Genomic DNA, 25,160 nt, shown 5'->3' with positions numbered 1-25,160 from the left:
CCTACTTTTTAAGCCTTGGATCTAGGGCATCTCTCAGTCCATCTGCGAACAAGTTCAATGATAAAATCATAAGGGATAATATCAATGATGGAATGATTAGCCTATAAGCATAGGAGTAGATTCCTCCCAAGGCATCCGCTGCAAGGGCTCCAAGAGAAGTCATCGGAGCTGAAACTCCTATTCCTAAGAATGATAAGAATGACTCAAGGAAAATCGCAGAAGGTATTTGCATGGCTGTCATTACTATGACCTGTCCTATACAGTTTGGAAAAAGGTGCCTTCTTATTATCCTTCTCTTAGATCCGCCCAGGGCTTCAACTGCTGTTACGAACTCTTGTTTCTTAAGCATTAGCACTTGTCCTCTTATAATTCTTGCCATTCCTACCCAGTAGAGTAGGGCAAAGGCAATAAATATCGATATGAGGGCTGGTCCTAAGACTCCGACCTTATTGGCAAACTCCGACGTAGATGAGTTAACATATGATTTAAGGGGTTGAGATATTCCTATAGATAATAATATTACTACCAACACATCTGGTATAGAATAAATTAAATCTAGGATTCTCATCATTACCGCATCTACTTTTCCTCCAAAATATCCTGAAATCGAACCGTAAATCGTACCTATGATTAAAACTATCAGAGATGCAAAGACTCCAACTATGAGAGAAACTCTTGTTCCATACATAGTACGAACCATTATATTTCTACCTAGCTTGTCTGTACCGAAAGGATATTTTAAACAAGGAAAGAGGTTTTCATCTCCCCTAAACTGAGTCGTATAATCTCCTTCGACAAAGAGTGGTCCTAGGAAGGCGAAGATAAATATGATTATTAGAAATCCTAGGGAAACCATAGCTACCTTGTTTGCCTTTAGTCTCCTCTTCGCATCTTGAAAGTAGGAAGTTGATGGAGCTTTACTTATAAAATTTTCCTTTTGGCTATCACTTGCCAGCTCGAAATCATCTGAGCTTAAGTCAAAGTCTTCTAATTTTAATTTTTTATTTAAAGATAAAATATTATCCATATTATTCTCCCTTACTCAAATCTATCCTTGGATCAATGAAGGTATAGAGTATATCTACTACGAGATTCATAACTATTACCATAAAGGCAAAAAACAAAGTTGTCGCCATGATTATTGGATAGTCTCTATTAAGAACTGAGTTTATAAAATATCTACCAAGTCCTTGGACAGAAAACACTGACTCGACTACCATAGAACCTGTAATAATTCCAGCTGTGAGAGGTCCTAGATAGGTAAGAACTGGTATAAAAGCATTCTTTAAAGCATGCTTAAACAAAACTTTTCTTTCTGAAACTCCCTTAGCTCTAGCAGTCCTTATATAATATTGACCAATAGCATCTAGCATAGAAGATCTTGAAAGTCTTGCTATATAACACATAGGATAAAATCCTAGAGAAAAGCAAGGCATTATATAGGATTTCGGGCTTTCAAGACCCATGGTAGGTAGGACTTTTAGCTTTACTCCAAAGAGCAAAAGTAAAAGAGTCGCTACAACAAAACCTGGTGCAGATATTCCTATAGTAGTTAGAACTCTTAGGAAGGAATCCAGACCCTCGTCCCTATGATAGGCTGCTAGAGATCCCAAAGGAACTCCTACAAGAGTCGCCCACAAGAGAGCGATAAGTCCAAGCTTTACACTAATTGGGAGCATCTCCTTTATAATATCAATAACAGGTCTGTCTTTTTGCATCTTCAAAGATACTCCAAACTCTCCCTTAGCTGCATTTACTATGAATTTCTTAAGTTGAACCAAATAAGGTTCATCCAAGCCGTACTTTTTGTTCAAAGCTTCTAGTACTTCTGGTGATTGCATTTTTTCACTTGCAAATGGTGATCCTGGAACTAATTTCATCAGGAAAAAAGTTATACAAGTTACAAGAAGCAAAACTGCCACAGCTTGTAAGATTCTTTTAATTATGTACTTAAACATTTTCTCCTCCTTGTTGTGTATAATTATATACTACATCACAATAAATTGCAAGCATATTAAAGTAATCAAGTGAAATTGTTACCAAGTGCTTATTACTGTTATTTAAAAGGTTTTCATATATATTTTTATTCTATAATTATTTTTCATAAGTTTATTTTTAAATTATCTTTCTAATTTTATTAAATAATTTGAATATTTTTGCTTTATTACTCTACATTTTGAAGATTTTATGTAAAAAATCATCACAGAATTATTGCGTTTTTTCTCGGAAGATAACCTTTGATAATTTACAAGACTTATTGAAAACTTTGCTTCTATATTTAATATAGGAGAAAATAGACCTATTTATAGAAAAGATTTATGGAGAAAATTTATCCTATAAAAAAATAAAAAATGTTGGTTATGAAAAGTGAAATTTAAGATAGATTTGAAGATTTAACTAGGATTTAAAATAAGTTTGAATGTTATAACTTTTGTAGCTAAAGTCATAAGGAAAGTATCCACAGAAAAAGACAAGCCCGAAAGCTTGCCTTTGTTTTTTATTTTATTAGAGAGAGTATCCTCTCGAAGGGCACTTCGTGACCTTTTATCTTAGTTTTTCGGACTCAGCATCAGCCCGTCCGGCTCATTGAGGACTTCGTCTCGAAAATGAAAAATGCTTTCGCATTTTTCACCCTAATATGTTATCCTCTCAAAGGTCATTTCATGACCTTTTCGCTTAGTTTTTCGGACTCAGCTACGCTTCGTCTCGAAAATGAAAAATGCTTTCGCATTTTCCACCCTTACATGTTGGGACTATTTAATTATTTTTGTAACAACTCCAGATGCAACTGTTCTTCCGCCTTCACGTACAGCGAATCTTAGTCCTTCTTCTAGAGCGATTGGTTTTTGGAGTGTGATCTTGAATGTTGCGTTGTCTCCTGGCATTACCATTTCTACGCCTTCTTCTAGTTCGATATCTCCTGTTACGTCTGTTGTTCTAAAGAAGAATTGTGGTCTGTATCCACTGAAGAATGGTGTGTGACGTCCACCTTCTTCTTTTGTTAGTACGTATACTTGGCCTTCGAATTCTGTGTGTGGGTTTACACTACCTGGTTTTGCTAGTACTTGTCCTCTTGAGATTTGATCTCTTGTGATTCCTCTTAGTAGGAGTCCTACGTTATCTCCAGATTCTGCTTGGTCTAGGGATTTGTGGAACATTTCTACTCCAGTTACTACTGTTTCTTTTGTAGCTTCTGTTAGTCCTACGATTTCTACTGTATCACCAACTTTTAGTGTTCCTCTTTCAACTCTTCCTGTTGCTACTGTTCCACGTCCTGAGATTGTCATTACGTCTTCTACTGGCATTAGGAATGGTTGGTCGTTGTCTCTTTCTGGGATGTCGAAGTATTCGTCTACTTGTTCCATTAGTTCAAGGATTTTATCTGACCATGGGCCTTCTCCACCTTCTTCTAGTGATTTAAGAGCAGATCCTACTACTACTGGAGCGTTGTCTCCGTCGAAGTCGTATTCTGAAAGTAGGTCTCTGATTTCCATTTCTACTAGTTCGATTAGTTCTGGATCGTCTACTTGGTCTTCTTTGTTTAGGAATACTGCGATTTTTGGAACGCCTACTTGTCTAGCTAGTAGGATGTGTTCTCTTGTTTGTGGCATTGGACCGTCAGCTGCAGATACTACGATGATAGCACCATCCATTTGTGCTGCACCTGTGATCATGTTTTTAACGTAGTCAGCGTGGCCTGGAGCGTCGATGTGGGCATAGTGTCTGTTTGCTGTTTCGTATTCTACTACAGAAGTGTTGATTGTGATTCCACGTTCTCTTTCTTCTGGAGCCTTATCGATGTGTTCGTAGTCTACGTATTCACCTGTACCGTATTTTTTGTTTAGGGCTTGGGTGATTGCTGCTGTTGTTGTTGTTTTACCGTGGTCTACGTGGCCGATTGTACCAATATTAATATGTGGTTTGCTTCTTTCAAATGTTTGTTTGCTCATTATATTCTCCTATATTAATTATTTATCTAATACTTGTTCTTTAACTGATTCTGGAACTTGTGCATAGTGGTCAAATTGCATTGAATATGTCGCTCTACCTTGAGTTTTACTTCTTAGGTCTGTCGCATATCCAAACATTTCTGATAGTGGAATAAATGCATCAAGTACGTGAATTCCATCTTTAGGGTTCATTCCATCAATCTTACCTCTTCTTGATGAAACATCTCCCATTACATCTCCAAGATATTCATCTGGTGTTGTAATTTCTACCTTTTCAAGTGGTTCTAGTAGAACTGGACCTGCTTTTTCAACAGCGTTCTTGAAGCCCATGCTTCCTGCAACGTGGAAGGCAACTTCTGATGAGTCGACTTCGTGGTAAGAACCATCTACTAGGATTACATGGATATCTACCATTGGGTAGCCACCAAGGATTCCGCTTGCTGCAGCTTCTCTTACACCTGCCTCAACTGGCTTGATGTATTCTTTAGGTACTGCACCACCGACAATCTTAGATTCGAATGTAATTCCTGCACCTTCTTCACCTGGCATAACTTGAAGAATAACATCACCGTATTGTCCTGAACCACCGGATTGTCTAACGAACTTACCTTGTGCTTCTGCTTCTTTAGTGATTGATTCTCTGTATGCTACTTGTGGGTTACCGATATTAGCTTCTACCTTGAATTCTCTTAAGAGTCTGTCTACGATTACTTCAAGGTGTAACTCACCCATTCCTGAGATAATTGTTTGACCTGTTTCTTCATCTGATCTTGTTTGGAAGGTTGGGTCTTCTTCTGCAAGTTTTTGAAGTCCTACGATCATCTTATCTTGACTTGCTCTTGTTTTTGGCTCGATAGCAACTGAGATTACTGGATCTGGGAATTCCATGTTTTCAAGGATAATTGGGTTATCTTGGTCACATAGGGAATCTCCTGTTGTTGTATCTTTTAGTCCTAGTAGGGCTACGATATCTCCAGAAAATGCTGTCTCTATTTCTTGTTGCTTGTTGGAGTGCATTTGCATGATACGTCCAACTCTTTCTCTCTTGCCTTTTGTAGCATTGTATACATAAGAACCTGATTCAATTGTACCTGAGTAGATTCTTACATAGATTAGCTTACCTACGTATGGGTCTGTTACAACCTTAAATGCAAGTGCAGATAGTGGTTCGTTATCTCCAGGTTTTCTTTCTAGTACGATAGAATCATCTTTAGGATCTGTACCATCGATTGCTGGAACGTCTTCTGGACTTGGCATGTAAGCTACGATTGCATCAAGGAGCGCTTGTACACCCTTGTTCTTGTAAGCTGATCCGCATAGACATGGGAATATTTTCTTATCGATTGTTCCCTTTCTTATTGCAGCATTGATCTCATCTTCACTAACTTCTTCTCCTTCAAGGTATTTCATCATGATGTTATCATCAATTTCTGAAAGCTCTTCAAGTAGGTTAGCTCTGTATTCTTCTGCTTGTTCAACAAGTTCAGCTGGGATTTCACCCTTTATTGGGTGAGCACCTAAGTCTTCTGTATTGTATGTTACAGATTCCATTGTTACAAGATCAACTACTCCTTCGAATTGTTGTTCTGCACCTATTGGAATTTCTATTGGAACTGCGTTTGCTTTTAGTTTATCTTTGATTGTATCAACAGCCATGAAGAAGTCAGCACCTGTAGCATCCATTTTGTTAATGAAGCAAAATCTTGGGATGTCGTACTTATCAGCTTGTCTCCAAACTGTTTCTGATTGTGGTTCTACACCGCTTTTAGCGTCGAATAGTGCAACAGCACCATCTAGTACCCTTAGTGATCTTTCTACTTCTACAGTAAAGTCCACGTGGCCTGGGGTATCTATGATGTTGATTCTGTGATCATTCCAATAACATGTTGTAGCTGCAGATCCGATTGTGATTCCACGTTCCTTTTCTTGGTCCATAGAGTCCATTACCGCAGTACCATCATGTGTATCACCTATTTTATAGATCTTACCGGTATAATATAACATTCTTTCTGTTACAGTTGTTTTACCAGCATCTATATGGGCCATGATACCTATGTTTCTGGTGTCCTTTAATGAGACTTCTCTTTTCATTTGTCCCCCTATTTCTAGTATCTATAGTGTGCGAAAGCTTTGTTTGCTTCAGCTGCTCTGTGCATTTCTTCTTTTCTTCTTACAGCTGCACCAGCGTTGTTTGAAGCATCTAGGATTTCCTTAGATAATCTTTCCACCATAGTTTTTTCACCACGAGCTCTTGAGAAGTTTACGAGCCATCTAAGAGCTAGTGTTTGTCTTCTTTCTGGTCTAACTTCCATTGGTACTTGGTAGTTGGCACCACCAATTCTTCTGGCTTTTACTTCTAGTGTTGGCATTATATTTTCCATAGCTTGATAGAATACTTCTAGTGCATCGTTGCCAGTTTCTTCTGCAATGATGTCAAAAGCATCATAAACTATTTTTGTAGCAAGGCCTTTCTTACCATCTAACATTACGTTATTGATTAGCTTAGTAACAACTCTATCGTTGTACTTAGCATCAGGCATTACCTCTCTTTTTGGTATATGTCCTTTTCTTGACACTTTTCTTCCCTCCTTTACCAATTATGTGTAATATCTTGAGTACTCGACAAATTCTTGCCGTCAGTGTGCACATATACCTTGTATATAAATAGGTACATTATGCACTTATTTTGCTAAATATTAAGCTTTTTTAGCTCCGTATTTAGATCTTCCTTGTTTTCTTCCGTCTACTCCTGCTGTATCTAGAGTACCTCTAATGATGTGGTATCTAACACCTGGAAGGTCCTTTACTCTTCCACCTCTGATCAATACAACACTGTGTTCTTGAAGATTGTGTCCAATTCCTGGAATGTAAGATAGTACTTCAGCTCCGTTTGTAAGTCTAACTCTGGCGATCTTTCTTAGCGCTGAGTTTGGCTTTTTAGGTGTTACAGTTCTTACAGATGTACAAACTCCACGTTTTTGTGGTGATTGGTTTGGTGTAATTCTACTTTTAAGTGTGTTGTAGTTGTAACCTAGAGCTGGTGTATCTGATTTAGATTTTTCGCTCTTTCTACCTTTTCTAACAAGTTGATTAATTGTAGGCATAATGCACCTCCTTTTCTTTTATAATTTAAATAATTGGCAATCTATGCCAATCCTTCAATATTCTACACGTCTAATCCTTTTTTGTCAAGTAAAATACTTACATTTCTAATCTTTTGGGTATCTATATTAAAAGTTTGAAAGGAGTTTATATGAAAATTGCTATAGTAGGGTTTGCCTTATCAGGCTTTAGCTTCCTCAAGTCAGTAATTGACAATAAGAAAAGTGATAATATAGAAATTGATGTATATGAAAAAGCAAGCGAGTATCCAGCAGGTCTTCCTTACGAAGATGATAGCCTAGATAAACTTCTCAACGTAGATAGTGACGAGATGATTTATCCAAGAGAAAACAAGGATGATTTTAAGAATTGGATGAAAGATAATAATAAGAAGGTCGATCCTATAGAGAAGATGGCTCCTAGGGTTTATTTTGCTTCCTTCCTTAAAGATAAGGCGAAAGATTATATTGATCTTCCCTTTGTCAATATTATAAATGAAGAAGTTACAGATATAGGTGTATCTATTCTAGATAACAAGGAAATTTATGAGCTTAAAACTCGTTATAGGAAGTCTACTTATGATTTTATCTTCCTTGCAAGTGGAGCAAGCTTTTACCAAGACCCCTATAAGCTTAGTGGAGAAGAATCTTATATAGAAAGTCCATACCCTCTTAGGGATAAGTTAAAAGATATAGATAATGATTCATCAATTGCTGTAATTGGTACTTCCGCCGCATCAACAGATGTCTTTAGATATCTTATGAATAATAAGAATCTAACTAAGCCTATCAATTTCTTTACCGGTGATAATGAATACAAGATAGTAGACATTCCTTATGAAGGAAATATTTATGATAAATATTCTCTAGATGAGGCTCGGATTAAAAAGGCCCTTAGCGATAATGAATTTATAGACCTTGATGTCTTAATAAAAAGGATTGAGAAAGATTTTTCTGAAAATGGGTTTGACTTAAGATATGCCTACGAAACCTACAAGGACCATAGCCTAGATCTAAGTAGAAAAGCAATCGATGAAAATGACCAGGCCCTCGCCTTTTGTGAGGATTATTTTATGCAATTTACGGTCTTTGCAGCTGACATAGTAAACAATCTAAGACCTCAGGATAGGGAGATTTTTATGGATAAGTATTACAAGTACCTAATCTTTCTTGGAGGAAAGACCCCTTACGAATCTATGAAGCTGATCCTTAAGTCCTACGATGAAGGTAAGATTGACATCATCACTAATACCCACTCTATAGAAAAGACATCAGATGGTAAATTTTTCCTTAAGGGAGATAGGACGGCTAATGCCGATATTGTAATTAACTGCTCGGGCATTGAGACTAATCTAAGTAAAGTTTCTGAGAAAATTCCTCTCTACGAAAGCCTTTTGTCTAAAGAAATGATTATGGCAGATAAAGATGGGGACTTTATAGCTGTTAGCTGGCCAAGACTTAATCCATTGAGCAAAAAATACGGCTGTCTTAGAAATATTTCTATAACAGGAATGATGGTATCTGGAACCGATATTGACAATAACGATGCTAGATGTATACAGAAATCTGCCAAAAGAATTGGGAAAATCCTAGTCGATGATTACAATTTGTAAATCTCAGACTGGGGATTTCCCCTTTTTATTTTAAGATAGAAAAGATAAGTATTTTAGAATTATAAAGTCTATCACAACATAAAACTGTGAAATAGGTGATATTTTCATCCTTTGATTGAAGTCATATACTTCGTGAGTTACAAATGATACATTGTAGTCAGATAAGTGAGATATGGTATTGTTAGATAGTTTGGTAATAGAAGCTATAGTTACATCTTCCTTGATAGATTTTAGAAAATCAATTAATTTTTCATTTTCTCCACTAAATGATATGACAAAAAGAACATCTCCTTCTTTAATAAGGCTCTTGTATCTATCATAATCGGAGTCCTGGTCTAGGATATTTACAATCTTACCAACATTTAAGAAGTTTCTCTTAAGCTCTTCTGCTACATTTAGCTGAGTGTATCCATTGCCTATAACAAAGATGTCTTTCGCCTCACCTAACTTCTCAAATAAGCCATCTAGATTTAAGGAAGTCAACATGGTCATGGTTAGATTAATGTCGTTTTTGGTATATTCTATTTCATTATCATCGAAGGCGGAATTCTTATCTTCTTCGCTCCATTTGATAAGATATTTAAGCTCGCTATAGCCATCAAGTCCTAGTTTTTTGGTAAAAGTCATTATGGAACTTGTGCTAAGACCTAACTTATCTGCCATTTGATTAATATTTAATTCGTTAGCTTCACTTTTATTTTGAATGATATAAGAATATATTCTAAGGTCATTGTTATTGAGCTTAGAATAATTTTCCCTAATCAAGTTCATCAATATCATTACTTTGCCTTTCTAGAAATCCTGTAAAGAACTTCTCTAGTTCTATAATATAAGGGCTTATAAGCCTGACTTTTCTTTCTTCCTCAGCTAGGAAGATATTGTAATCACTCTTTGTCATAGACTTGTATTCACTTCCTATAATTAGTTTGATGCAAGGGATGGACGCTATTTGAAACATCAATTCCTCGCTTCTTATATCCTTTGAGAAATCCACAATCACCACCAAGCTATCTTTAAGCATATCCCTGTCGAAAGCTACTATCTCCTTGGCACCGGCATATGTTTCTGATAAAATCCCTACATCAAACAGTAGTCTTTTGACAGAATATTTGATTATATCTTCATAGGCTCCGTTACCATAAATAAAGGCTCTTTTGACTTTTCCTAGTTTCTTATATATCAAATCCTTTTTCGCATCAAAACTCGCAGCAGAGCTAGTCACAATATCGACCTTGTCATTTAATATGTAGTATTTAAGGTCATTATAACCATTAAATCCTAGTTTTTTGGCAAATCTTAGGACAGAAGTCCTGGATGTATAGCAGATGCTCGCAAATTCGTTGATTGTAAGATTGTAATTAAGACCGTTTTTTAATATTTCATTGGCAATTACATAGTCTGTCTGGGTAAATTTATTTTCATTTTCCCTGATAAGTTTTTCTAAACTGATAATATCACCTCACTAAAAAATCCCTACTAGGCTTATTATACGCTAAGTAGAGATTTTTCTTATAAAACTAGGTTTTTATTAGTTAAGTTCTGGCCAGAAGTCCTTGTTTGCTTCGATTAGATCGTCAAGAAGTTCTTTGGCAACTTTCGCACTTGGTACTGTTGCTGAAAGTGTTAGGGCTTGCCACATCTTTAGGTAGCTTCCTTCAATCCAAGCTTCAACTACAAGTTTTTCTACAGATACTTGTTGCTCCATTAGTCCTTTTTGGAATTGTGGAATCGCTCCTTGGTTGATTCTTTCGATTCCGTTTTTACCAACTAGACATGGAATTTCTACCATTGCTGTTGGGTCAAAGTTTGGAATTGCTCCATTATTTTCAACTATAAGAAGGAATCTTTCCTTTGTATTTTCTGCAAGTGCAATAGCAAGGTCTACGATGTAGGTTGCGTGTGCATCAAGTTCGATTTCAACTCCTTCTGCTGTTCCCTTGTCTATAATATTTTGGCAGAATCCAAATACATCTTTTTCTCTTCCTTCACGAACTTCGTCAACTCTTGTGTGATTTGGATCAGTATGCTCCATTACAAAATCTGGGTAGAAGTAGTATTTTAGGTAAGTGTTTGGAATTGTGTCTGGGTCTAGGGCATAGACATCTTTTGCCTTTGTGAAAGTCTCAACCCATGATGGATCAAGGTGTTGAGCTGTTCCTATACCATCAGCAAAGCCGTTAACTGAAACGTGCTCTTTGATTTGTGGCATTAAGTCATTTCCTTCTTTATCAGAGATTGCTGTAAACCAACCGAAGTGGTTTAGACCGTAATAAGAAAAGTCAAGCTCTTGCCATTCTTTTAGGCCAACCATGTCTGCCATCTTGTACATTAAGTCAATTGGCATGTCACAGATGTTTATAATCTTAGAATCTGGTCTTAGTCTTCTAGTAGCTTCTGCTACGATTGCTGCTGGGTTTGAGTAGTTTAGCATCCAAGCTTCTGGTGAGTATTTTTCCATGTAGTCAAGGATTTCAAGAACTCCACCGATTGAACGCATACCATAAGCAAGTCCACCCGGTCCACATGTTTCTTGTCCAATACATCCGTGCTTTAATGGAACTTTCTCGTCCCTATCACGCATCTCGTATTTACCAACCCTAAGTTGAGCTAGGACGAAGTCCACATCTGTAAATCCTTCTTCAGGATCTGTAGTGTAGACAAAGTTGATCTCTGGGTGTCTTTCTTTTAGTAAGATTTCTAGAGCCTTACCAATTACACCTTGTCTGTCTGCGTCGTTATCATAAAGTTTGATAGATCTAATTGGGAATCTATCAAGGTTATCTAGAAGCATTCCTATAATTCCTGGTGTAAATGTTGAACCACCACCAGCTACAACTATTGAATATTTTTTTGTCATAATTAACTCCTTTTATATTAATTCTTTTCTTAACTACTTAAATTTTCTAATCTAATAATTCGCCAAAGGCATCTGCTACATATTGGATATCCATTCCTACTATAACGTGAACAGAATTTCCATTCTTGGCAGTACCATAAGTTCCAATTTCTCTAAAGTATGAATCATCTGCGACCTTTGAAGGATCATTGACATTTACCCTAAGCCTTGTTACACAGTTAGTAAAGTCTTTGATGTTTTCGGCACCACCTAAACCGTCTAGGATTTCATCAGCCATAACTTCAAACTTATCTGCAGATTTTACTATTTTACCTTCAGTTCCTTCTTCCTTCTTCTTAGCCTTGTAGTCTTTCTTTGTATAAAGCTTGTTAGCATCTTCTGTGACAGCCCTACCTGGTGTCTTAAAGTCAAACTTTGTTATTAGGAAGGTAAATACCAAATACCATACTGCAATTGCAACAAGTCCTATCACAAGCATTATGAGATAAGTTTTCCAGTGGTTAGCCGCAAGAGGTATCCAGTTTAGGGAAGCCATTTCGATAACTCCACCAGAGAAAACTCCGACAACTCCAGCAAGATTCATCACCATAGCAAGGATTGATGCAAGGATTGCGTGAACTACGAATAGTTGTGGTGCTATAAAGAGGAAGGTAAACTCGATTGGTTCTGTAACTCCACTTAGGATAGCAGTAAGTACAACTGGAATCATAAGACCAGCAATCTTCTTTTTATTCTCTGGACGAGCTGTCTTATAGAAGGCAAGTCCTACACCGACACATCCAAAGATCTTAGACCAACCTGTAGCTGTAAGCTGAGCGTAAGGGGCGAGTTCTTTTAGTGGTGCTGCACTAGCCGCAATCTCTGGCAGACTCTGAGCCCAGGTAGAATAAATACCACCAGATACTATCAAGCTATCATAATACATTGGAGCATATAATAAATGGTGAAGTCCAAAAGGTATTAATAGTTTCTCCAACAGTACAAAGACTGAAACACCAATTGTACCTGAATTAACTATGAAATCTCTAAACACATTCATTCCCGCTTGGATCTTAGGCCAAACCAAAACTGCTAGGAAAGCTACTGGAATCATAACAATAAATCCAATACCTAAGACAAAGGCTGAACCTTTGAAAACTCCTAAAGCTTCTGGAAGTCTAGTATCAAAAAATCTGTTGTGTAGATAGATTGCAATACCAGATATTAACAAAGCTCCCATCATTCCCATATCAAGGGTTTTAACATTCGCAATCATTGCAAGACCGCTCGCTCCACCAACCTCTTGTGAGAAGTCTACACCAAATGTAGGCCCCCAATGTTTAAGTATTGTTGAAACATAATTTAAGAAGACTATGTAGATTACAAACGCTTCCATGCTCGCTCTGGCATTTTGCTTTTTGGCAAGTCCTATCGGTAGGGCGATTGCAAATAATAATGGCAATTGGTTGAATACTACCCAAGCTCCTGATAAGACCATGTCCCAAAATCCAAACCAGATTGTTCCTTCACTGGCCATTGGTCCCATGATTACTTCAGTAGTAAACAAAGTACCAAAACCAATTAGTAGAGCTGAAACTGCAAAAAGCATTACAGGTGTGAACATCGCTCCACCAAATCTTTGAATTTTTTCTTTCATGGTTCTCCTCCTATTGAAAACGTATTATCTTATGTCTATATAATAATCCTTCACAGAAAAATTGTCAACAAAGCCCTATCTTTAGGGATTTGTGTCAGCATTTGATATTTTTACATACTTTGTGAAATTTCACACTCCCCAAAAATACCTATTTACCTTGTTAAAGATTATTATTATCTTTTAAATAAAGAGAAATCACATATTTTTTTAATAAAATTTGGGTATAATATAAATGTTAAATTTATAATTTATAAAATTCGTAATAACTTTAGGAGGAAAACATGACAATTACATTTGCAGGAGATAAGGTTACACTTTTAGGAAACCAAGTAAAAAAAGGCGATAAAGCGCCAGCATTTAAGGCAACAAAAAACGATCTTTCAGAATTTAACTCAGAAGATCTAAAAGGAAAAGTTGTAATTTATTCTGTAGCACCATCCCTAGATACAGACGTATGTGCTCTTCAAGCGAAGAAATTCAACAAAGATGCCCTAGAACTTTCTGATGACGTAAGTATTGTTACAATCACAGAAGATTTACCTTTTGCCCAAGCAAGATTTTGCGCAAACGAAGATATCAAAAACCTAGAAATGGTATCTGACTACAAAGAAAGAGAATTCGGAGAAAAATACGGATTTTTAATCGATGAACTAAAGCTATTAACAAGAGGAATCGTAATAGTAGACAAAGAAGGAGTAATCCAATATGTTGAATACGTTCCTGAAGTAACTAACGAAGTAAACTTCGAAGCTGCTCTAGAAGAAGTTAAAAAATTAATCTAATATAGAAGGTATTAAAAGTGCTAGCAGAAATTCTGTTAGCACTTTTAGCTTAGGTTCTTATTTGTGATTTTTAAAGCTACAATTAGAATATAAAATTGGGAAAAGGCTAATCACAAGCTTACTTCCTATTTTTTTCAGGCAGATACTTCCAATATTTCTTTGGCATATTAGATATCATAAGTTTTTTATTTTCTCTTTCCTTTATAGATATAGTGTCGTAGAACTTCACCCAAAGTTTTCTAAAAAATACTTCTTCATCACTTTCTTCTATGTTTAAGTCTATAACATCTACTTCCTTGACATCACCCTCAATCGAAAGGGCGGCCTTATTTCTATTTTTATCAAATATTACGAACTTCTCCCCAGGCATCCTCCTTAAAAAATGAGCTGTTAAATCTTCTAGGACATTATTCTCAGCTTCAATTTCTGCAAAGAGAAAGCCTTCCTGGATCTCTCTAAAGCGAGTGAGTCCCTTATAGGCGTGAAGTTCCGAGCCATAATTTTTGATATTTTCCCTAAAGCGTGTTGGATATTTGTTAGATGAGGCTAGAAAATCTTTACCATAGTGGAAGCTTAGCCTAATCATCCTAGCTATAAGGTCATCTTTTTGTATATCTTTTGATTTGAAATTTGCCCTAATTCCTCTAAGAAAATCCTTGGAAATATTTTTTTCAATTGCCTCTTCTACCCTCTTAGCCTTGGCCATATCTGTCTTAATAAATATTTTTTCAAGAAAGTCTAGCTGATCTTCTTCTATTTCAATTTTTATATCAAAGATTTCCCCATAAAAATCAAATACTACAGTAAATAGTCCAGCAAGACTTCCATCATACAAAATATATTTCATTAGAATAGGGATAATTGCTCATAAGCCTTAGGATCACCCAAAGCCATAATATTCTTAAGCTCGCTTTTGGATTGGAAATTTCTTCCATAATATTTTCCATCTACTAAGATGAAGTTTTTGGCCCTTTTTGTCGAAATTTTTAAGTTTTTTAAGGCCAGGTAGTCGAGCTTTCTAAATTTTCTTGCAGCAATTATTCTCTTGGCATAAACCTTACCTATACCAGGCACAAGGATAAGGTCTTTGTAAGTCGCCTTATTAATCTCAAGGGGGAATCTTTCGATATTTTCAATTGCCCAATTAGTTTTTGGATCTATCCTAAGATCAAAAGATGGTCTAGATGAATTTAGAAGATCCTTTGACTTAAAGCCGTAAAACCTCAAAAGCCAATCTGCCTGATAGAGCCTGTGCTCACGCAAAAGAGGTGCCCTGTCGATTCCTTCCGTAAGCTTTGACTTAACAACCGGAACAAAGGCAGAGTAATACACTCTCTTTAAGGAAAAATCGTTATAAAGAGCCTCCGACCTAGTAATAATATCAAGGTCACTTTCTCCACTTGCCCCAACTATCATCTGGGTAGTTTGCCCAGCCGGAAGAAACTTAGGAGCATGCTTGTAGATAGCTATTTCATTTTTGGCTTGAATCTTTCTCTCATTTACATCTCTCATTGAAGCTATTATAGAATCGTAATTTTTCTCTGGGGCAAGTAAGGCTAGGTCGGTTTTCTTGGCAAGCTCTATATTTATACTCACCCTATCTACCAAAAGCCCCATAGCTCTAATCAAGTCCTCACTTGCACCTGGTATGGCCTTCATGTGTATATAACCATTGTACTTATATTCATATCTTAAAATCTTGGCTACTTCTATCAGTAGTTCCATAGTATAATCGGGGTTTTTGATAACGGCAGACGAAAGGAATAAACCCTCGATATAATTTCTCTTATAAAAATTTATAGTAAGATCTGCTAATTCTCTTGGGCTAAATTCGGCTCTTTTTACATCTTCAGTCCTTCTATTGATACAGTATTCACAATCATAGATGCATTTATTAGTAAACAGAACCTTAAGCAGAGATATACATCTTCCATCTTCCGACCATGAATGACAAATTCCTGCTACAGCACCGTTTCCGAGTCCATCTCTAGTGTTTTTTCTAGAAGAGCCAGAAGATGAGCAAGACACATCGTATTTTGCTGCGTCTGTTAGAATCTTTAGCTTATCCATTGTAGAAATCTTTTCCATAAATCCTCCTTCCTGTCCTTTTTACTATACCTTAAGTACATTAATTGTCTTATAAAATATTTTAAATTTATCATAAAAATCTTATACTTAAAGAAAAAAGAAGAACTTATGCTAGTAATAGGAGCAAGATAAAACTTCGTTACTTTATGCTTTTTCCTATCTTAAAATTTTAAGCTAAAGTTATCTTTTTTAATTATTTGGTAATAGATGGATGAAATTATGAGATTAACTAACCAACCTAAAGGAACTGCATACCAAACCATCTCGACACCTATCTTGTGGGCAAGAGTCATAGAAAGGCTAACCCTTATAAATAAATTGATAATATTAGCAAGGGTAAAAACTCTCACATCTCCTAGCCCTCTCAAAACCCCATCCACACAGTGTTTTGATCCTACAAGGACGAAGAAAAACCCAATAAAATCGAGATAAGTCTGACCAGTTTTAATAGCAGACTCTGATGAATTTTCATTCATGAAAAAGGCTATAATATCAACTGACTTGATTTTTAAAACAAGTAAAATCAAGAAGGAATATATGCCGACCATCATTAGTGATGCCCTAAGGCCTTTAGCTAATCTATTAAGTTTCTCTGCCCCTACATTTTGTGAAGTATAGGAAGATACAGCATTGCCAAGACTAGTTATCGGTACAATTATAAGGCTTTCCACTCTAATGGCCGCAGAAAAACCAGCCAAGATTTCTACTCCAAATGAATTTACAACAGACTGAACCAGAAGCTGACCGATGGTAATGGTAGATTGTTGGACAATAGATGGAATAGCAAGCCTTGAAATAAGCCCTAATTCTTTCTTATCAAAAATCTTAGTTTTTCCTGTTTCGATTTTTCTAATTCTTTTAATAAAAACAAAAAATGAAAAGATAGCAGAAAGTCCCTGGGCAAGAAGGGTAGCGTAGGCAGCTCCAGCAAGACCCATTCCCAAATCTCTTACAAAATATACATCTAGTATCACATTCAAAACCGAAGAGAAAATCAAAAAATATAGGGGAATCTTTGATTCTCCAAGGGCCTGGTAAAGAGCCGATATGATATTATACATAAACAAAAATGGCAGGCCATAAAAATAAATATTAAGATATAAGACTGCCATATCCAAAATCTCACTAGGTGTTTGAAGAAAAGCCATAAGTTTCTTAGAAAAAATCAAACCAAAAGCGGAAAGAGCAAGAGAAAGAGCTAAAAATCCTATCATAGAAGTGAAAATCGCAGTCTTCATCCTCTTGTAATTACGTGAGCCAAAGTACCTTGCAATTAAAACCGAAGCTCCAGCTCCACCTCCGACTCCAATGCAAATAAAAATCGTAGTAAGGGCGAAACTTGCCCCAACAGAAGCAAGACCAGCCTCCCCCACGTATTTACCAACCACAGCCGAATCAACCAAGCTATAAATTTGTTGAAATAAAGAACCTACCACCATAGGCAGGGCAAACCTACTAATGGCCTTTGATGGAGTATCCTTTGTTAAATAATGATCCATATACCACCTCAAAAATTTCTAACTTCTATCAATATATGATAAGCTTTAAAAAAATCTACTAAAATAAATACTAATTTAAAAATTTAATAAAAAGTGATATCATAAAATAAACAAAGTACAAGGAGGACATATGTCAACAATCGGAAGTGGAATCATAGGTGACTCTAACACCTTTAATCTCAAAGAAATAAATATAGAAAAAGTAAGAAAAGAAGTGATGAACTTTCTCCTAAAAGACGAAGAAATCATCCAGGCCTTTGAAACAATAAGAGACCAAGTAGTCTTTACAACGAAAAGAATATTCGTTTTAAATGTCCAAGGAATCACCGGCAAAAAGATAGCCTACATCTCCTATCCCTACTCCAAAATCCAATACTTCGGAATAGAAACTGCAGGCATACTCGATATAGACAGCGAGCTAATAATAGCCTTTAACGACGGAAACAAACTATCATTCGACTTTAAAAAAGGAGTAGATATCATAGAAATATCTAAAACTATTTCTGAGTTTATTTTATAGAAAGGGACTGGTACAAAAGTCCCAAAATTGGAAAAGACGTAGAAACTAAACATCTCAGTCTTTTTCTAATATGATGTATTTATTAAAACCGTTACAAATACATATCGCAAAAAGTAAAAGAATTCATAAGATGCTTGGACAAATAACTAAAGGAATCTAAATATCAAAAAATTCTAAAAATATAGGAAAGAATCATTAGAAAATATAAGATCAGAGCAAAGGATAGAAGAAAGAATAAATAGATCAATCCAAGCTGAAGGATCATTTTCTAAAATAAAATCAGGGTTATACACAATAGATTTCACCATACAGGAAAAGCAAATGAAATAAGCGAAATACGCCTTCTATCAATGGACTTAAACTAAAATAAGCTGCATCTAAAATAGAAAATAAGAACTTACAAATCATAATATCCAAAGCTGCTTAGAAAAATATCAATATAGCTAGTTTTATTTCTTGAGCACAAATTTAAGAAAACACGGAAAATTTATTCTCATCTTAAAAACCCCTATATAATTAATAACTTGACATAGATATACAAGAAAAAATGATGGGCAGAATAGAGTTACCCATTCTGCACCATCATCTTATTAACCAAATATTAGGTTTAGTATTACTATGGATATAAATCCTACTGCCCAAGCTATGGTTGATACTACAGAGTAACCACCTATTTGTTCCTTAGCTTCTGTTAGACCTAAAGACCTATTTACAACCCAAAAGAATGAGTCGTTGAAATATGAGAAGAATACTGAGCCAACGCAAGCAGAAAGCGTTGCAAACACAGGATTTATCCCTAATGGTATTACTATTGGAGCTGATATTGATGCTGCTGTTAGCATAGCAACTGTTCCAGATCCTTGGATAAACCTTATCATTGTCGCAATGATAAATGGAAGCAAGAGTGGATTGATGTTCATTGTTGATATATAATTTGCAATATCATTACCTACACCCGAATCTGTTAGAACCCTTCCTAGGGCTCCGCCACCTCCTGTTACAAGTATGATAATGCCAGCAGATTGGATACCAACTTCCATTTCAGTTATTACACTATTCCTATCCATACCCTTTGTTAGGGTAAATATTGCTACTAATAAACCAAAACCGACTGCAACAATTGGTGTTCCTGCAAACATTAAAGCTTCAAGTACTGGACTTGTTTCTGCTGCCCCAACCTTAATTAAGGTTGAAATTATTGTGTTTATCAAAATCAAAACAATTGGCGCTAGAATTGGCAAGAACGCTGTAAAGGTCGATGGCATTTCTTCTTCATTTTCAAATGAATAATCAACTATCTTTTGCTCAGAAATATTTGTTGGTCTTATCCATTCACCGTCATCATCCGGAATCTGGTAGACTTTCTTTCCGTACCAATTTGCATAGAGCAAGGTTGCTATTACCATTGGTATAGCTATAACAATACCCCAAAGTATTACAGCACCAACATTCGCCCCAAATATTCCAGCTGCACCAACTGGACCTGGTGTTGGTGGCACCATTGTGTGGGTGATTACAAGACCTGAGGCTAGGGCAAGGCCTAGGGTTATTATAGATTTTCTAGTAGATTTAGACAAGGCTTTGGCTACTGGAAATAGGATTACAAATCCTGAATCACAATAAATTGGTATGGATACCAAAAAACCTGTGATAGCCATAGCCAATTCTTCCCTGCCTTTACCAAATATTTTTATAAAGGTAAGAGCCATTCTTTTAGCAGCATTTGATATTTCAAACAATTGGCCCATCATTACTCCAAATCCAATTATTATACCTATGGAACCTAAGGTTCCTCCAAAACCTCCCGTAACGCTTGCTATTACATCATCATAAGACATACCGCCTGATACGCCTATAAATACTGCGGTTATGATTAAGGCAAGAAAAGTATGAATTTTTGTCTTGACTATCATTCCAATAAGCAGAATTAGGCCTATCAGTAAGGCAAATAAAATCCTAGTATCGTTCATAAGTCATCCTTTATTTTTCTTTTTTGAAGTATGGACCGTATTTAGCTGCAAGTCTTACTGCTTCAACCATACTTACTTCAGAAGCTATATTTTTACCTGCCACATCAAAAGCAGTTCCATGGTCTACTGATGTTCTTAAGAATGGCATTGAGTTTGTAAGCGAGATTGTCTTCATGAAATTATAAGTCTTTGTTGCTATATGTCCTTGATCGTGATATAAGGATAGGACTGCTGCGTATTTTCCTTGGAGACCTTGTGCAAATACTGAGTCTGCGCCTATAGGGCCAACCACATCTATGCCTTTGTTTTGAGCTTCCTTGATTGCTGGTTCTATTTCTTCTACTTCTTCATAACCAAATAGGCCATGTTCACCAGAGTGTGGGTTTAATCCTGCTACAGCTAAGGTTCCGTCTACTCCAAGCCTATGCATAGCTTCTGTACTTCTTTCAATGTAATCTAAAACCCTATCGTATTTAACTTGATCGATGGCATCTTTTAAAGATAAGTGTCTTGATAAGAAGAATACTCTTAAACCTTCAACTTCAAACATTGTTAGTGGATCATGGACTCCTGAAATATCCTCAAACATTTCCGTATGCCCTATATAAGGGACTTCTGCTGCTCTTAGAGATTCCTTGTTAATTGGGCTTGTAGCAACTGATTCTACTTCACCATTCATAGCAAGTTCCCCTGCCTTAAAGATATATTCATAGGCAGCCTTACCACATTCAGCACTTACTTCGCCAAATTTATAGTCTTTAGACATATTTTTTAAATCAATTAGGTCAATTGTTCCATACTCATATTTGCCGTCATTAACATTTTCAATTACGTTTATTTTTAAATCTAAGCCTGTTACTTCCAAAGCTCTTTCTAGGACATTTTTATCTCCTACTAGGACAATGTCTGCTTCGTCATAGAGTTCTTTTACAGCAAATGTTTTTGCTACGATTTCTGGACCTATACCTGCTGGGTCACCTAATGTTACTGCGATTCTACTTCTTTCCATATTATTCTCCTTTATTTAATAATCTGTCTACACACTTTATCATTACTTTTTCACTGCCTACCATGCCGCCCTTACTTACTATCTTTAAACCGTCGACTTCACCTCCAATTACTCTTCCATAAGCTACTAGGGGCTCGATTTCTTCCCTTATTTCTATTCCTTGGCCACCTAGTTCTTCAGTAACAGCTATCGTTACATCTCCTCCAGAAGAGAAGATTCCTGATATTGACCTATCTTTCTTTACTATTTCGCTGGCAATTTTTGCTAACCCTCTGGAAATCATCAAGGATAAATCATCGATGCTTATCCCCTTACTTTCTGATATCTCCTTTAAGTTTAACCTACCTTCTATACTTGTTGGTGTAGTTGTTACTATCACCAATTTGTAGTCATTAAGTTTTTCTTTAGCTAGGTTGATAGCCCTATTTATTTCATCTATTGCTAAGTCTATATTAATTAACTTACTAGGATCAACTTGGAGTCTATAATTTTCAAAATTATCTTCAAGTTCTTTCATCTGGTTCATAGTAACCTTTGTAACAGAGCCAATTACGACTATAGCCTTTGTGCTAATTTCGCTCTTGTTATATAAAAGCTTGGTCACTTCCTTAGTAAATGGACCAGGGTCTACGCTTATAAATTTAAGACCAGTATCTATAGATGCCTCTGCAATCATTTCTATTTGATCATTGGTTATGGCATCTAAAATTATTAAATCAACATCCTTATTGGCTATGATTTTGTCTCTAATATGATCCTTTCCTTTTTCTATTTCCTCTATGGAAATATGGCAGATTTCGCCTTGATAATCTTTTTTGAAATTTTCTGTAACTAAATTTGATACAGCTGAGATTTTAGAATCTTTTCCTGCATCTGTATTCATCAAAGGCTTGCCAAGTACATACATAAAATCGTTTACAACAATCCTATTAGAATCAGGAAAAGAAGGAACACATATAGCTAGCCTTCCACCCAATCCATCTTGAAAACCTTTTAGTTCAGAACCTAAGTTTCCTCTTAAGGTAGAGTCAATTCTTTTTGAAAATAAGATAACATCATCATCCTTGTATTGATTTGCCTTTTTCTTTACCCTTTTATAGGACTGATCTGAGCTCATAGCTCTCGAGTCTGTGGTAAAGGCTAGGACATCAATATCTGTTACATCTTTCTCGTGGATATTTCCAGTAATACTTGCACTTCTCAGGCCAATCCCCTTCATAAGAGCACAATTTGCATTTGCCCCCGTTAGGTCATCAGCAATAATAACTACCTTGCCCATATTTCCTCCTATGTATTTTTTCGAAAAGGCACTAAAGTTTCTTTGTTTCTTCAGTAAAAAAATAATCAAAATCCTCTATTTTGCCAAAAGAATATAATCCTTTTGCAGGATACTTACTTGTATCGGTCATCAAAACGGAAACAGTCGAATTTTCTATCATTTTTGACTTTATCCTGCCCTTGTTTTCAGATGTAGAATAGACAAAATTATCATCATAGGCATCAGTACCCATGAAACAAATATCAGCATGAAACCTCGATAAATTCTCATAACCATCTAGTGATAAGGCTGTTCTAGTCATATTCTCGATATAGCCTCCCAATATGTAGGTTTCTATTTTGGGATATTTTGACAAAGCTAGGGCAATCTCAAGGTCATAACTTATAATTGTTAAATCCTTGAATTTCTTTAAATATTTAACCAATTTAGATGTGGTTGTACCAGCATCTAAAAATATAGTCATCGAATCATCTATAAGTCCACTAGCAATCCTAGCAATATTTTCTTTTTCTATTGTTTTCATAAGTTTCTTGCTATCTGTTGAGATTTCTTCGACATTCTTTTTTGTTCCTATGGCTCCACCATGGGTTCTTTTGATTGCTTTCTTTTCTTCTAGCTCCCTTAGATCCTTTCTTATGGTTACTTCTGAAACGTCTAATTTCTGTGATAATTCTCCTACACTTACCCTTTCTTTCTCGTCAAGAGTTTCTAGGATAAATCTTAGTCTTTCTTCTTGAAACATTTCGTTATCTTTCGTTTCCTTTCGTTTGCTTTTATATAATATCACATATTCAATATAAATTCAAGTTTTTTTCTAAATTAAGTTATGATTAATTGATATTTCATTTCAAATACTGTCATTTGAGAGAATTGAATCTTTTTTAGAATTTCCACTTACATTTGAAGGTGGTGATTTTCTTCTCCCAGTTTTTCTAGTTCACCTAATTTTCTTTGATTTTAGATTCTTTAACAGTTTTCTTCTTACCGTCTTTTCCATATTTGAAGGCCTCCTTCTCATCTTATGCTTAGTCTCTCTATTACTCCTTCTCTGTATTTTTTCACCCATCCAAATATTATACTTAGATTATTGATGTTCATTTTATTAGTAAGGATTTCATAGGACATTTCTATGGTTAAGTAAAATTTTACTACTTTTAAATTAAAGTCTAAAGAGTAACTGTTATTTCTTTTTGGCACTTTTAGTCCATTATAACCTTGAGATCCGTAAGCATTAACTCACACTATAATAGTTTTCTTATCTCGGATACTGTATTTTTCTCTAATTCATTGTAGCTTCTCTTACTTTCGATATATTCTTTTACTATTTTAAACTTAAATTCTGTATTGTATTTTGATATTGAAAAACTGACCTCCATTAGTTGATTTTTAAGTCCAACTTTTGGGGTCAGCAAATGATAAGGGAGTGTCTATTCTTGCTTATAATTCTATTTTTCTACCATCAACTCATACAAGTGTTCATAAAATGGTTTGGATCTGCAGATTTCTGCTATGCTGTAAGCTATTAGGCTTACTATTGATATTCCTAATAGATATTCGAAGGCTCCTCCGGTCATTTCTAGGACTAGTATTATGGCTGTGATTGGAGCTCTTACTATTGCTGAGAAGTGGCCACACATTCCTAGGATACTAAAGACAAATATGAATGACGGGTCAAGGAGTCCTGCCATAACTAGGCTTGTAGCTACAATGTTACCTACAAGCGAACCTATTACTAGAAGTGGAACTAGGCTTCCCCCTGAAACTCCTGCTCCAAAGGCTAGGCATAGGAGAAATATCTTAGCGAAATAAAATAATATTAGTCTAAGTAAGCTAGTCTCACCCTCAGTAGCGAGAAAGATAAATTCTTCGCTTGATGCAAATAGGTCTATATCTATCATCAAGATAATTGCTGTTACTACAAAAGGAATTAGATATTTTATGTAGGGATTAATATTTATCTTCTTATAGACAGCCTTAGAGCCAATTACGCAGTAATTGAAGAAGACTCCTGATAGGCCTACAAAGATACCAAGAACTATCAAGATTCCAATCATAGATAAGCGCATTACTTCAAAATTAGGCACGTCTAGTAGGGCTGGACGGTTTCCGAAGCCAATATCTGCTGTTATTATTGCTGTAAATATAGTAATGGCTGTTGATAAAAATACTTTCCTGTCAGTTTTTTTAAATATCTCTTCTACTGTAAATAACATTCCTGCAATTGGAGCGTTAAAGGCTACGGCGATTCCAGCCCCCGCAGCTGATCCAATAAAGTATCTCTTATTTTCCTTTGACTTGCTAAGCTTGTGGACTATATCTCCTATAAGACCTCCGATTTGGACGGATGGGCCTTCCCTACCTAGGGTTAGTCCTGATCCTATAGCAAGGGTACTGGCTATAAATTTTCTAATCAGAGTCCTTGGACTATCTACGACAAACTTATCATCGAGCATTCCATATATAATTGGTATTCCCGATCCATTGATATTTGGATCTCTTTTAGACAAGAAATAAATAAATGTTCCGATAATTATAAATAAAATAATAATACCAAAGGCATATATGGGCTTTTCATGCACTAAAGATATTAAACCTATCATTTTAAGAGAAACAAAATGAATAGCTTGTTTAAAAAATCCTATAGCAAGGCCAACTATAATTCCAGTTATTATAAATGAAACAATGTTGGAAACTCCCTTAGTATTGTAAGAATATCTAGATTTTGATTTTCTCATTTACTTCCTCCTCTCTTTTTATTATATCAAACTTGACTTCTTTAGGAAATATTTTTCCTTATCTTTCAATTCACTTAACTTTTATGATACAATAAAGAAGAGCACTAAGAAAAGGAGTTTT

21 protein-coding genes and 1 pseudogene are annotated in these 25,160 nt (G+C 35.7%); 3 read left to right on the top strand and 19 right to left on the bottom strand.

The genetic code is table 11. The features are described from left to right. Nucleotide 1: 1 nt before the first annotated feature. The 6 genes from C7D97_RS10005 to rpsL all read right to left on the bottom strand — a co-directional run bounded on the left by C7D97_RS10005 (nt 2) and on the right by rpsL (nt 7,054). A complete protein-coding gene (locus C7D97_RS10005) occupies nt 2–1,027 on the bottom strand; it encodes an ABC transporter permease (protein ID WP_105301938.1) in 1,026 nt (341 codons plus the stop codon). A gap of 1 nt (nt 1,028) precedes the next feature. Next, the gene (locus C7D97_RS10000) at nt 1,029–1,958 is read right to left on the bottom strand and encodes an ABC transporter permease (RefSeq protein ID WP_105301937.1); all 930 of its coding nucleotides are present in this window, start codon (nt 1,956–1,958) and stop codon (nt 1,029–1,031) included. Between the two features lie 795 nt (nt 1,959–2,753). Then, entirely contained in the window at nt 2,754–3,950 is a 1,197-nt protein-coding gene (gene tuf / locus C7D97_RS09995; RefSeq protein WP_105301936.1) for an elongation factor Tu, read from the bottom strand. Nucleotides 3,951–3,968: 18 nt separating this feature from the next. Further along, nucleotides 3,969–6,041, bottom strand: coding sequence for an elongation factor G (gene fusA, locus C7D97_RS09990; protein WP_105301935.1), 2,073 nt, complete (start codon nt 6,039–6,041; stop codon nt 3,969–3,971). A 14-nt stretch (nt 6,042–6,055) separates the two neighbouring features. Then, on the bottom strand, nt 6,056–6,526 hold the full coding sequence (gene rpsG / locus C7D97_RS09985; RefSeq protein ID WP_015777416.1) for a 30S ribosomal protein S7: 471 nt from the start codon (nt 6,524–6,526) through the stop codon (nt 6,056–6,058). A gap of 120 nt (nt 6,527–6,646) precedes the next feature. Beyond that, entirely contained in the window at nt 6,647–7,054 is a 408-nt protein-coding gene (rpsL, locus tag C7D97_RS09980) for a 30S ribosomal protein S12 (RefSeq protein WP_004834930.1), read from the bottom strand. Nucleotides 7,055–7,203: 149 nt separating this feature from the next. Between rpsL and C7D97_RS09975 the strand changes: the two genes are divergently transcribed. Next, nucleotides 7,204–8,664 carry an FAD/NAD(P)-binding protein gene (locus tag C7D97_RS09975; protein ID WP_105301934.1) on the top strand — a complete coding sequence of 487 codons (1,461 nt, stop codon included), beginning with the start codon at nt 7,204–7,206 and terminating at the stop codon, nt 8,662–8,664. A gap of 30 nt (nt 8,665–8,694) precedes the next feature. Here the strand turns inward: C7D97_RS09975 and C7D97_RS09970 are convergent, their stop codons facing one another. From C7D97_RS09970 to C7D97_RS09955, 5 genes and pseudogenes are all read right to left on the bottom strand, one after another. Beyond that, complete coding sequence (locus C7D97_RS09970; RefSeq protein WP_105301933.1) at nt 8,695–9,444, bottom strand: MurR/RpiR family transcriptional regulator; 750 nt, start codon at nt 9,442–9,444, stop codon at nt 8,695–8,697. Then, the gene (locus C7D97_RS09965) at nt 9,422–9,886 is read right to left on the bottom strand and encodes a MurR/RpiR family transcriptional regulator (protein WP_240308918.1); all 465 of its coding nucleotides are present in this window, start codon (nt 9,884–9,886) and stop codon (nt 9,422–9,424) included. The genes C7D97_RS09970 and C7D97_RS09965 overlap by 23 nt, the downstream gene beginning before the upstream one ends. 36 nt (nt 9,887–9,922) lie before the next feature. Then, nucleotides 9,923–10,096: pseudogene (locus C7D97_RS10765) on the bottom strand (MurR/RpiR family transcriptional regulator); the annotation flags it as partial. 96 nt (nt 10,097–10,192) lie between these two features. Further along, entirely contained in the window at nt 10,193–11,521 is a 1,329-nt protein-coding gene (locus C7D97_RS09960) for a 6-phospho-alpha-glucosidase (protein ID WP_105301931.1), read from the bottom strand. 46 nt (nt 11,522–11,567) lie between these two features. Then, nucleotides 11,568–13,157, bottom strand: coding sequence for an alpha-glucoside-specific PTS transporter subunit IIBC (locus C7D97_RS09955; protein ID WP_105301930.1), 1,590 nt, complete (start codon nt 13,155–13,157; stop codon nt 11,568–11,570). A gap of 281 nt (nt 13,158–13,438) precedes the next feature. On the opposite strand from C7D97_RS09955, the gene tpx reads away from it, so the two are divergent. After that, nucleotides 13,439–13,939, top strand: coding sequence for a thiol peroxidase (gene tpx / locus C7D97_RS09950; protein ID WP_105301929.1), 501 nt, complete (start codon nt 13,439–13,441; stop codon nt 13,937–13,939). A gap of 118 nt (nt 13,940–14,057) precedes the next feature. Here the strand turns inward: tpx and C7D97_RS09945 are convergent, their stop codons facing one another. From C7D97_RS09945 to C7D97_RS09935, 3 genes are all read right to left on the bottom strand, one after another. Further along, nucleotides 14,058–14,786: a TIGR03915 family putative DNA repair protein gene (locus C7D97_RS09945; RefSeq protein WP_105301928.1), complete on the bottom strand. Its 729-nt coding sequence runs from the start codon at nt 14,784–14,786 to the stop codon at nt 14,058–14,060. Beyond that, nucleotides 14,786–16,018: a putative DNA modification/repair radical SAM protein gene (locus tag C7D97_RS09940; RefSeq protein WP_105302016.1), complete on the bottom strand. Its 1,233-nt coding sequence runs from the start codon at nt 16,016–16,018 to the stop codon at nt 14,786–14,788. The genes C7D97_RS09945 and C7D97_RS09940 overlap by 1 nt, the downstream gene beginning before the upstream one ends. Before the next feature lie 170 nt (nt 16,019–16,188). Next, a complete protein-coding gene (locus C7D97_RS09935; RefSeq protein WP_105301927.1) occupies nt 16,189–17,526 on the bottom strand; it encodes an MATE family efflux transporter in 1,338 nt (445 codons plus the stop codon). A gap of 130 nt (nt 17,527–17,656) precedes the next feature. On the opposite strand from C7D97_RS09935, the gene C7D97_RS09930 reads away from it, so the two are divergent. After that, nucleotides 17,657–18,046, top strand: a complete 390-nt coding sequence (locus C7D97_RS09930; RefSeq protein WP_105301926.1) for a PH domain-containing protein — start codon at nt 17,657–17,659, stop codon at nt 18,044–18,046. Nucleotides 18,047–18,636: 590 nt separating this feature from the next. Here C7D97_RS09930 and C7D97_RS09925 read toward each other — a convergent pair. The 5 genes from C7D97_RS09925 to C7D97_RS09900 all read right to left on the bottom strand — a co-directional run bounded on the left by C7D97_RS09925 (nt 18,637) and on the right by C7D97_RS09900 (nt 25,039). Continuing rightward, nucleotides 18,637–20,016: a GntP family permease gene (locus C7D97_RS09925; protein ID WP_105301925.1), complete on the bottom strand. Its 1,380-nt coding sequence runs from the start codon at nt 20,014–20,016 to the stop codon at nt 18,637–18,639. A 10-nt stretch (nt 20,017–20,026) separates the two neighbouring features. Further along, nucleotides 20,027–21,025: a 4-hydroxythreonine-4-phosphate dehydrogenase PdxA gene (gene pdxA, locus C7D97_RS09920; RefSeq protein WP_105301924.1), complete on the bottom strand. Its 999-nt coding sequence runs from the start codon at nt 21,023–21,025 to the stop codon at nt 20,027–20,029. A 1-nt stretch (nt 21,026) separates the two neighbouring features. Continuing rightward, nucleotides 21,027–22,304, bottom strand: a complete 1,278-nt coding sequence (locus C7D97_RS09915) for a four-carbon acid sugar kinase family protein (RefSeq protein ID WP_105301923.1) — start codon at nt 22,302–22,304, stop codon at nt 21,027–21,029. 31 nt (nt 22,305–22,335) lie between these two features. Next, nucleotides 22,336–23,046, bottom strand: a complete 711-nt coding sequence (locus C7D97_RS09910; protein WP_105301922.1) for a DeoR/GlpR family DNA-binding transcription regulator — start codon at nt 23,044–23,046, stop codon at nt 22,336–22,338. Nucleotides 23,047–23,749: 703 nt separating this feature from the next. Next, nucleotides 23,750–25,039, bottom strand: a complete 1,290-nt coding sequence (locus C7D97_RS09900) for a ClC family H(+)/Cl(-) exchange transporter (RefSeq protein WP_105301920.1) — start codon at nt 25,037–25,039, stop codon at nt 23,750–23,752. Nucleotides 25,040–25,160 lie beyond the last annotated feature (121 nt).

The organism is Anaerococcus marasmi, from assembly GCF_900290195.1.
GTDB classification, from domain to species: Bacteria; Bacillota; Clostridia; order Tissierellales; family Peptoniphilaceae; genus Anaerococcus; species Anaerococcus marasmi.
This window is presented reverse-complemented; position numbering and strand designations above follow the sequence as displayed.

Bases quoted from the DNA above. Each gene is read 5' to 3' on its own strand.
- C7D97_RS10005 (WP_105301938.1), bottom strand. From the start codon at position 1,027: ATGGATAATATTTTATCTTTAAATAAAAAATTAAAATTAGAAGACTTT.
- C7D97_RS10000 (WP_105301937.1), bottom strand. From the start codon at position 1,958: ATGTTTAAGTACATAATTAAAAGAATCTTACAAGCTGTGGCAGTTTTG.
- tuf (WP_105301936.1), bottom strand. From the start codon at position 3,950: ATGAGCAAACAAACATTTGAAAGAAGCAAACCACATATTAATATTGGT.
- fusA (WP_105301935.1), bottom strand. From the start codon at position 6,041: ATGAAAAGAGAAGTCTCATTAAAGGACACCAGAAACATAGGTATCATG.
- rpsL (WP_004834930.1), bottom strand. From the start codon at position 7,054: ATGCCTACAATTAATCAACTTGTTAGAAAAGGTAGAAAGAGCGAAAAA.
- C7D97_RS09975 (WP_105301934.1), top strand. From the start codon at position 7,204: ATGAAAATTGCTATAGTAGGGTTTGCCTTATCAGGCTTTAGCTTCCTC.
- C7D97_RS09970 (WP_105301933.1), bottom strand. From the start codon at position 9,444: ATGATATTGATGAACTTGATTAGGGAAAATTATTCTAAGCTCAATAAC.
- C7D97_RS09960 (WP_105301931.1), bottom strand. From the start codon at position 11,521: ATGACAAAAAAATATTCAATAGTTGTAGCTGGTGGTGGTTCAACATTT.
- C7D97_RS09955 (WP_105301930.1), bottom strand. From the start codon at position 13,157: ATGAAAGAAAAAATTCAAAGATTTGGTGGAGCGATGTTCACACCTGTA.
- tpx (WP_105301929.1), top strand. From the start codon at position 13,439: ATGACAATTACATTTGCAGGAGATAAGGTTACACTTTTAGGAAACCAA.
- C7D97_RS09945 (WP_105301928.1), bottom strand. From the start codon at position 14,786: ATGAAATATATTTTGTATGATGGAAGTCTTGCTGGACTATTTACTGTA.
- C7D97_RS09935 (WP_105301927.1), bottom strand. From the start codon at position 17,526: ATGGATCATTATTTAACAAAGGATACTCCATCAAAGGCCATTAGTAGG.
- C7D97_RS09930 (WP_105301926.1), top strand. From the start codon at position 17,657: ATGTCAACAATCGGAAGTGGAATCATAGGTGACTCTAACACCTTTAAT.
- C7D97_RS09925 (WP_105301925.1), bottom strand. From the start codon at position 20,016: ATGAACGATACTAGGATTTTATTTGCCTTACTGATAGGCCTAATTCTG.
- pdxA (WP_105301924.1), bottom strand. From the start codon at position 21,025: ATGGAAAGAAGTAGAATCGCAGTAACATTAGGTGACCCAGCAGGTATA.
- C7D97_RS09915 (WP_105301923.1), bottom strand. From the start codon at position 22,304: ATGGGCAAGGTAGTTATTATTGCTGATGACCTAACGGGGGCAAATGCA.
- C7D97_RS09910 (WP_105301922.1), bottom strand. From the start codon at position 23,046: ATGTTTCAAGAAGAAAGACTAAGATTTATCCTAGAAACTCTTGACGAG.
- C7D97_RS09900 (WP_105301920.1), bottom strand. From the start codon at position 25,039: ATGAGAAAATCAAAATCTAGATATTCTTACAATACTAAGGGAGTTTCC.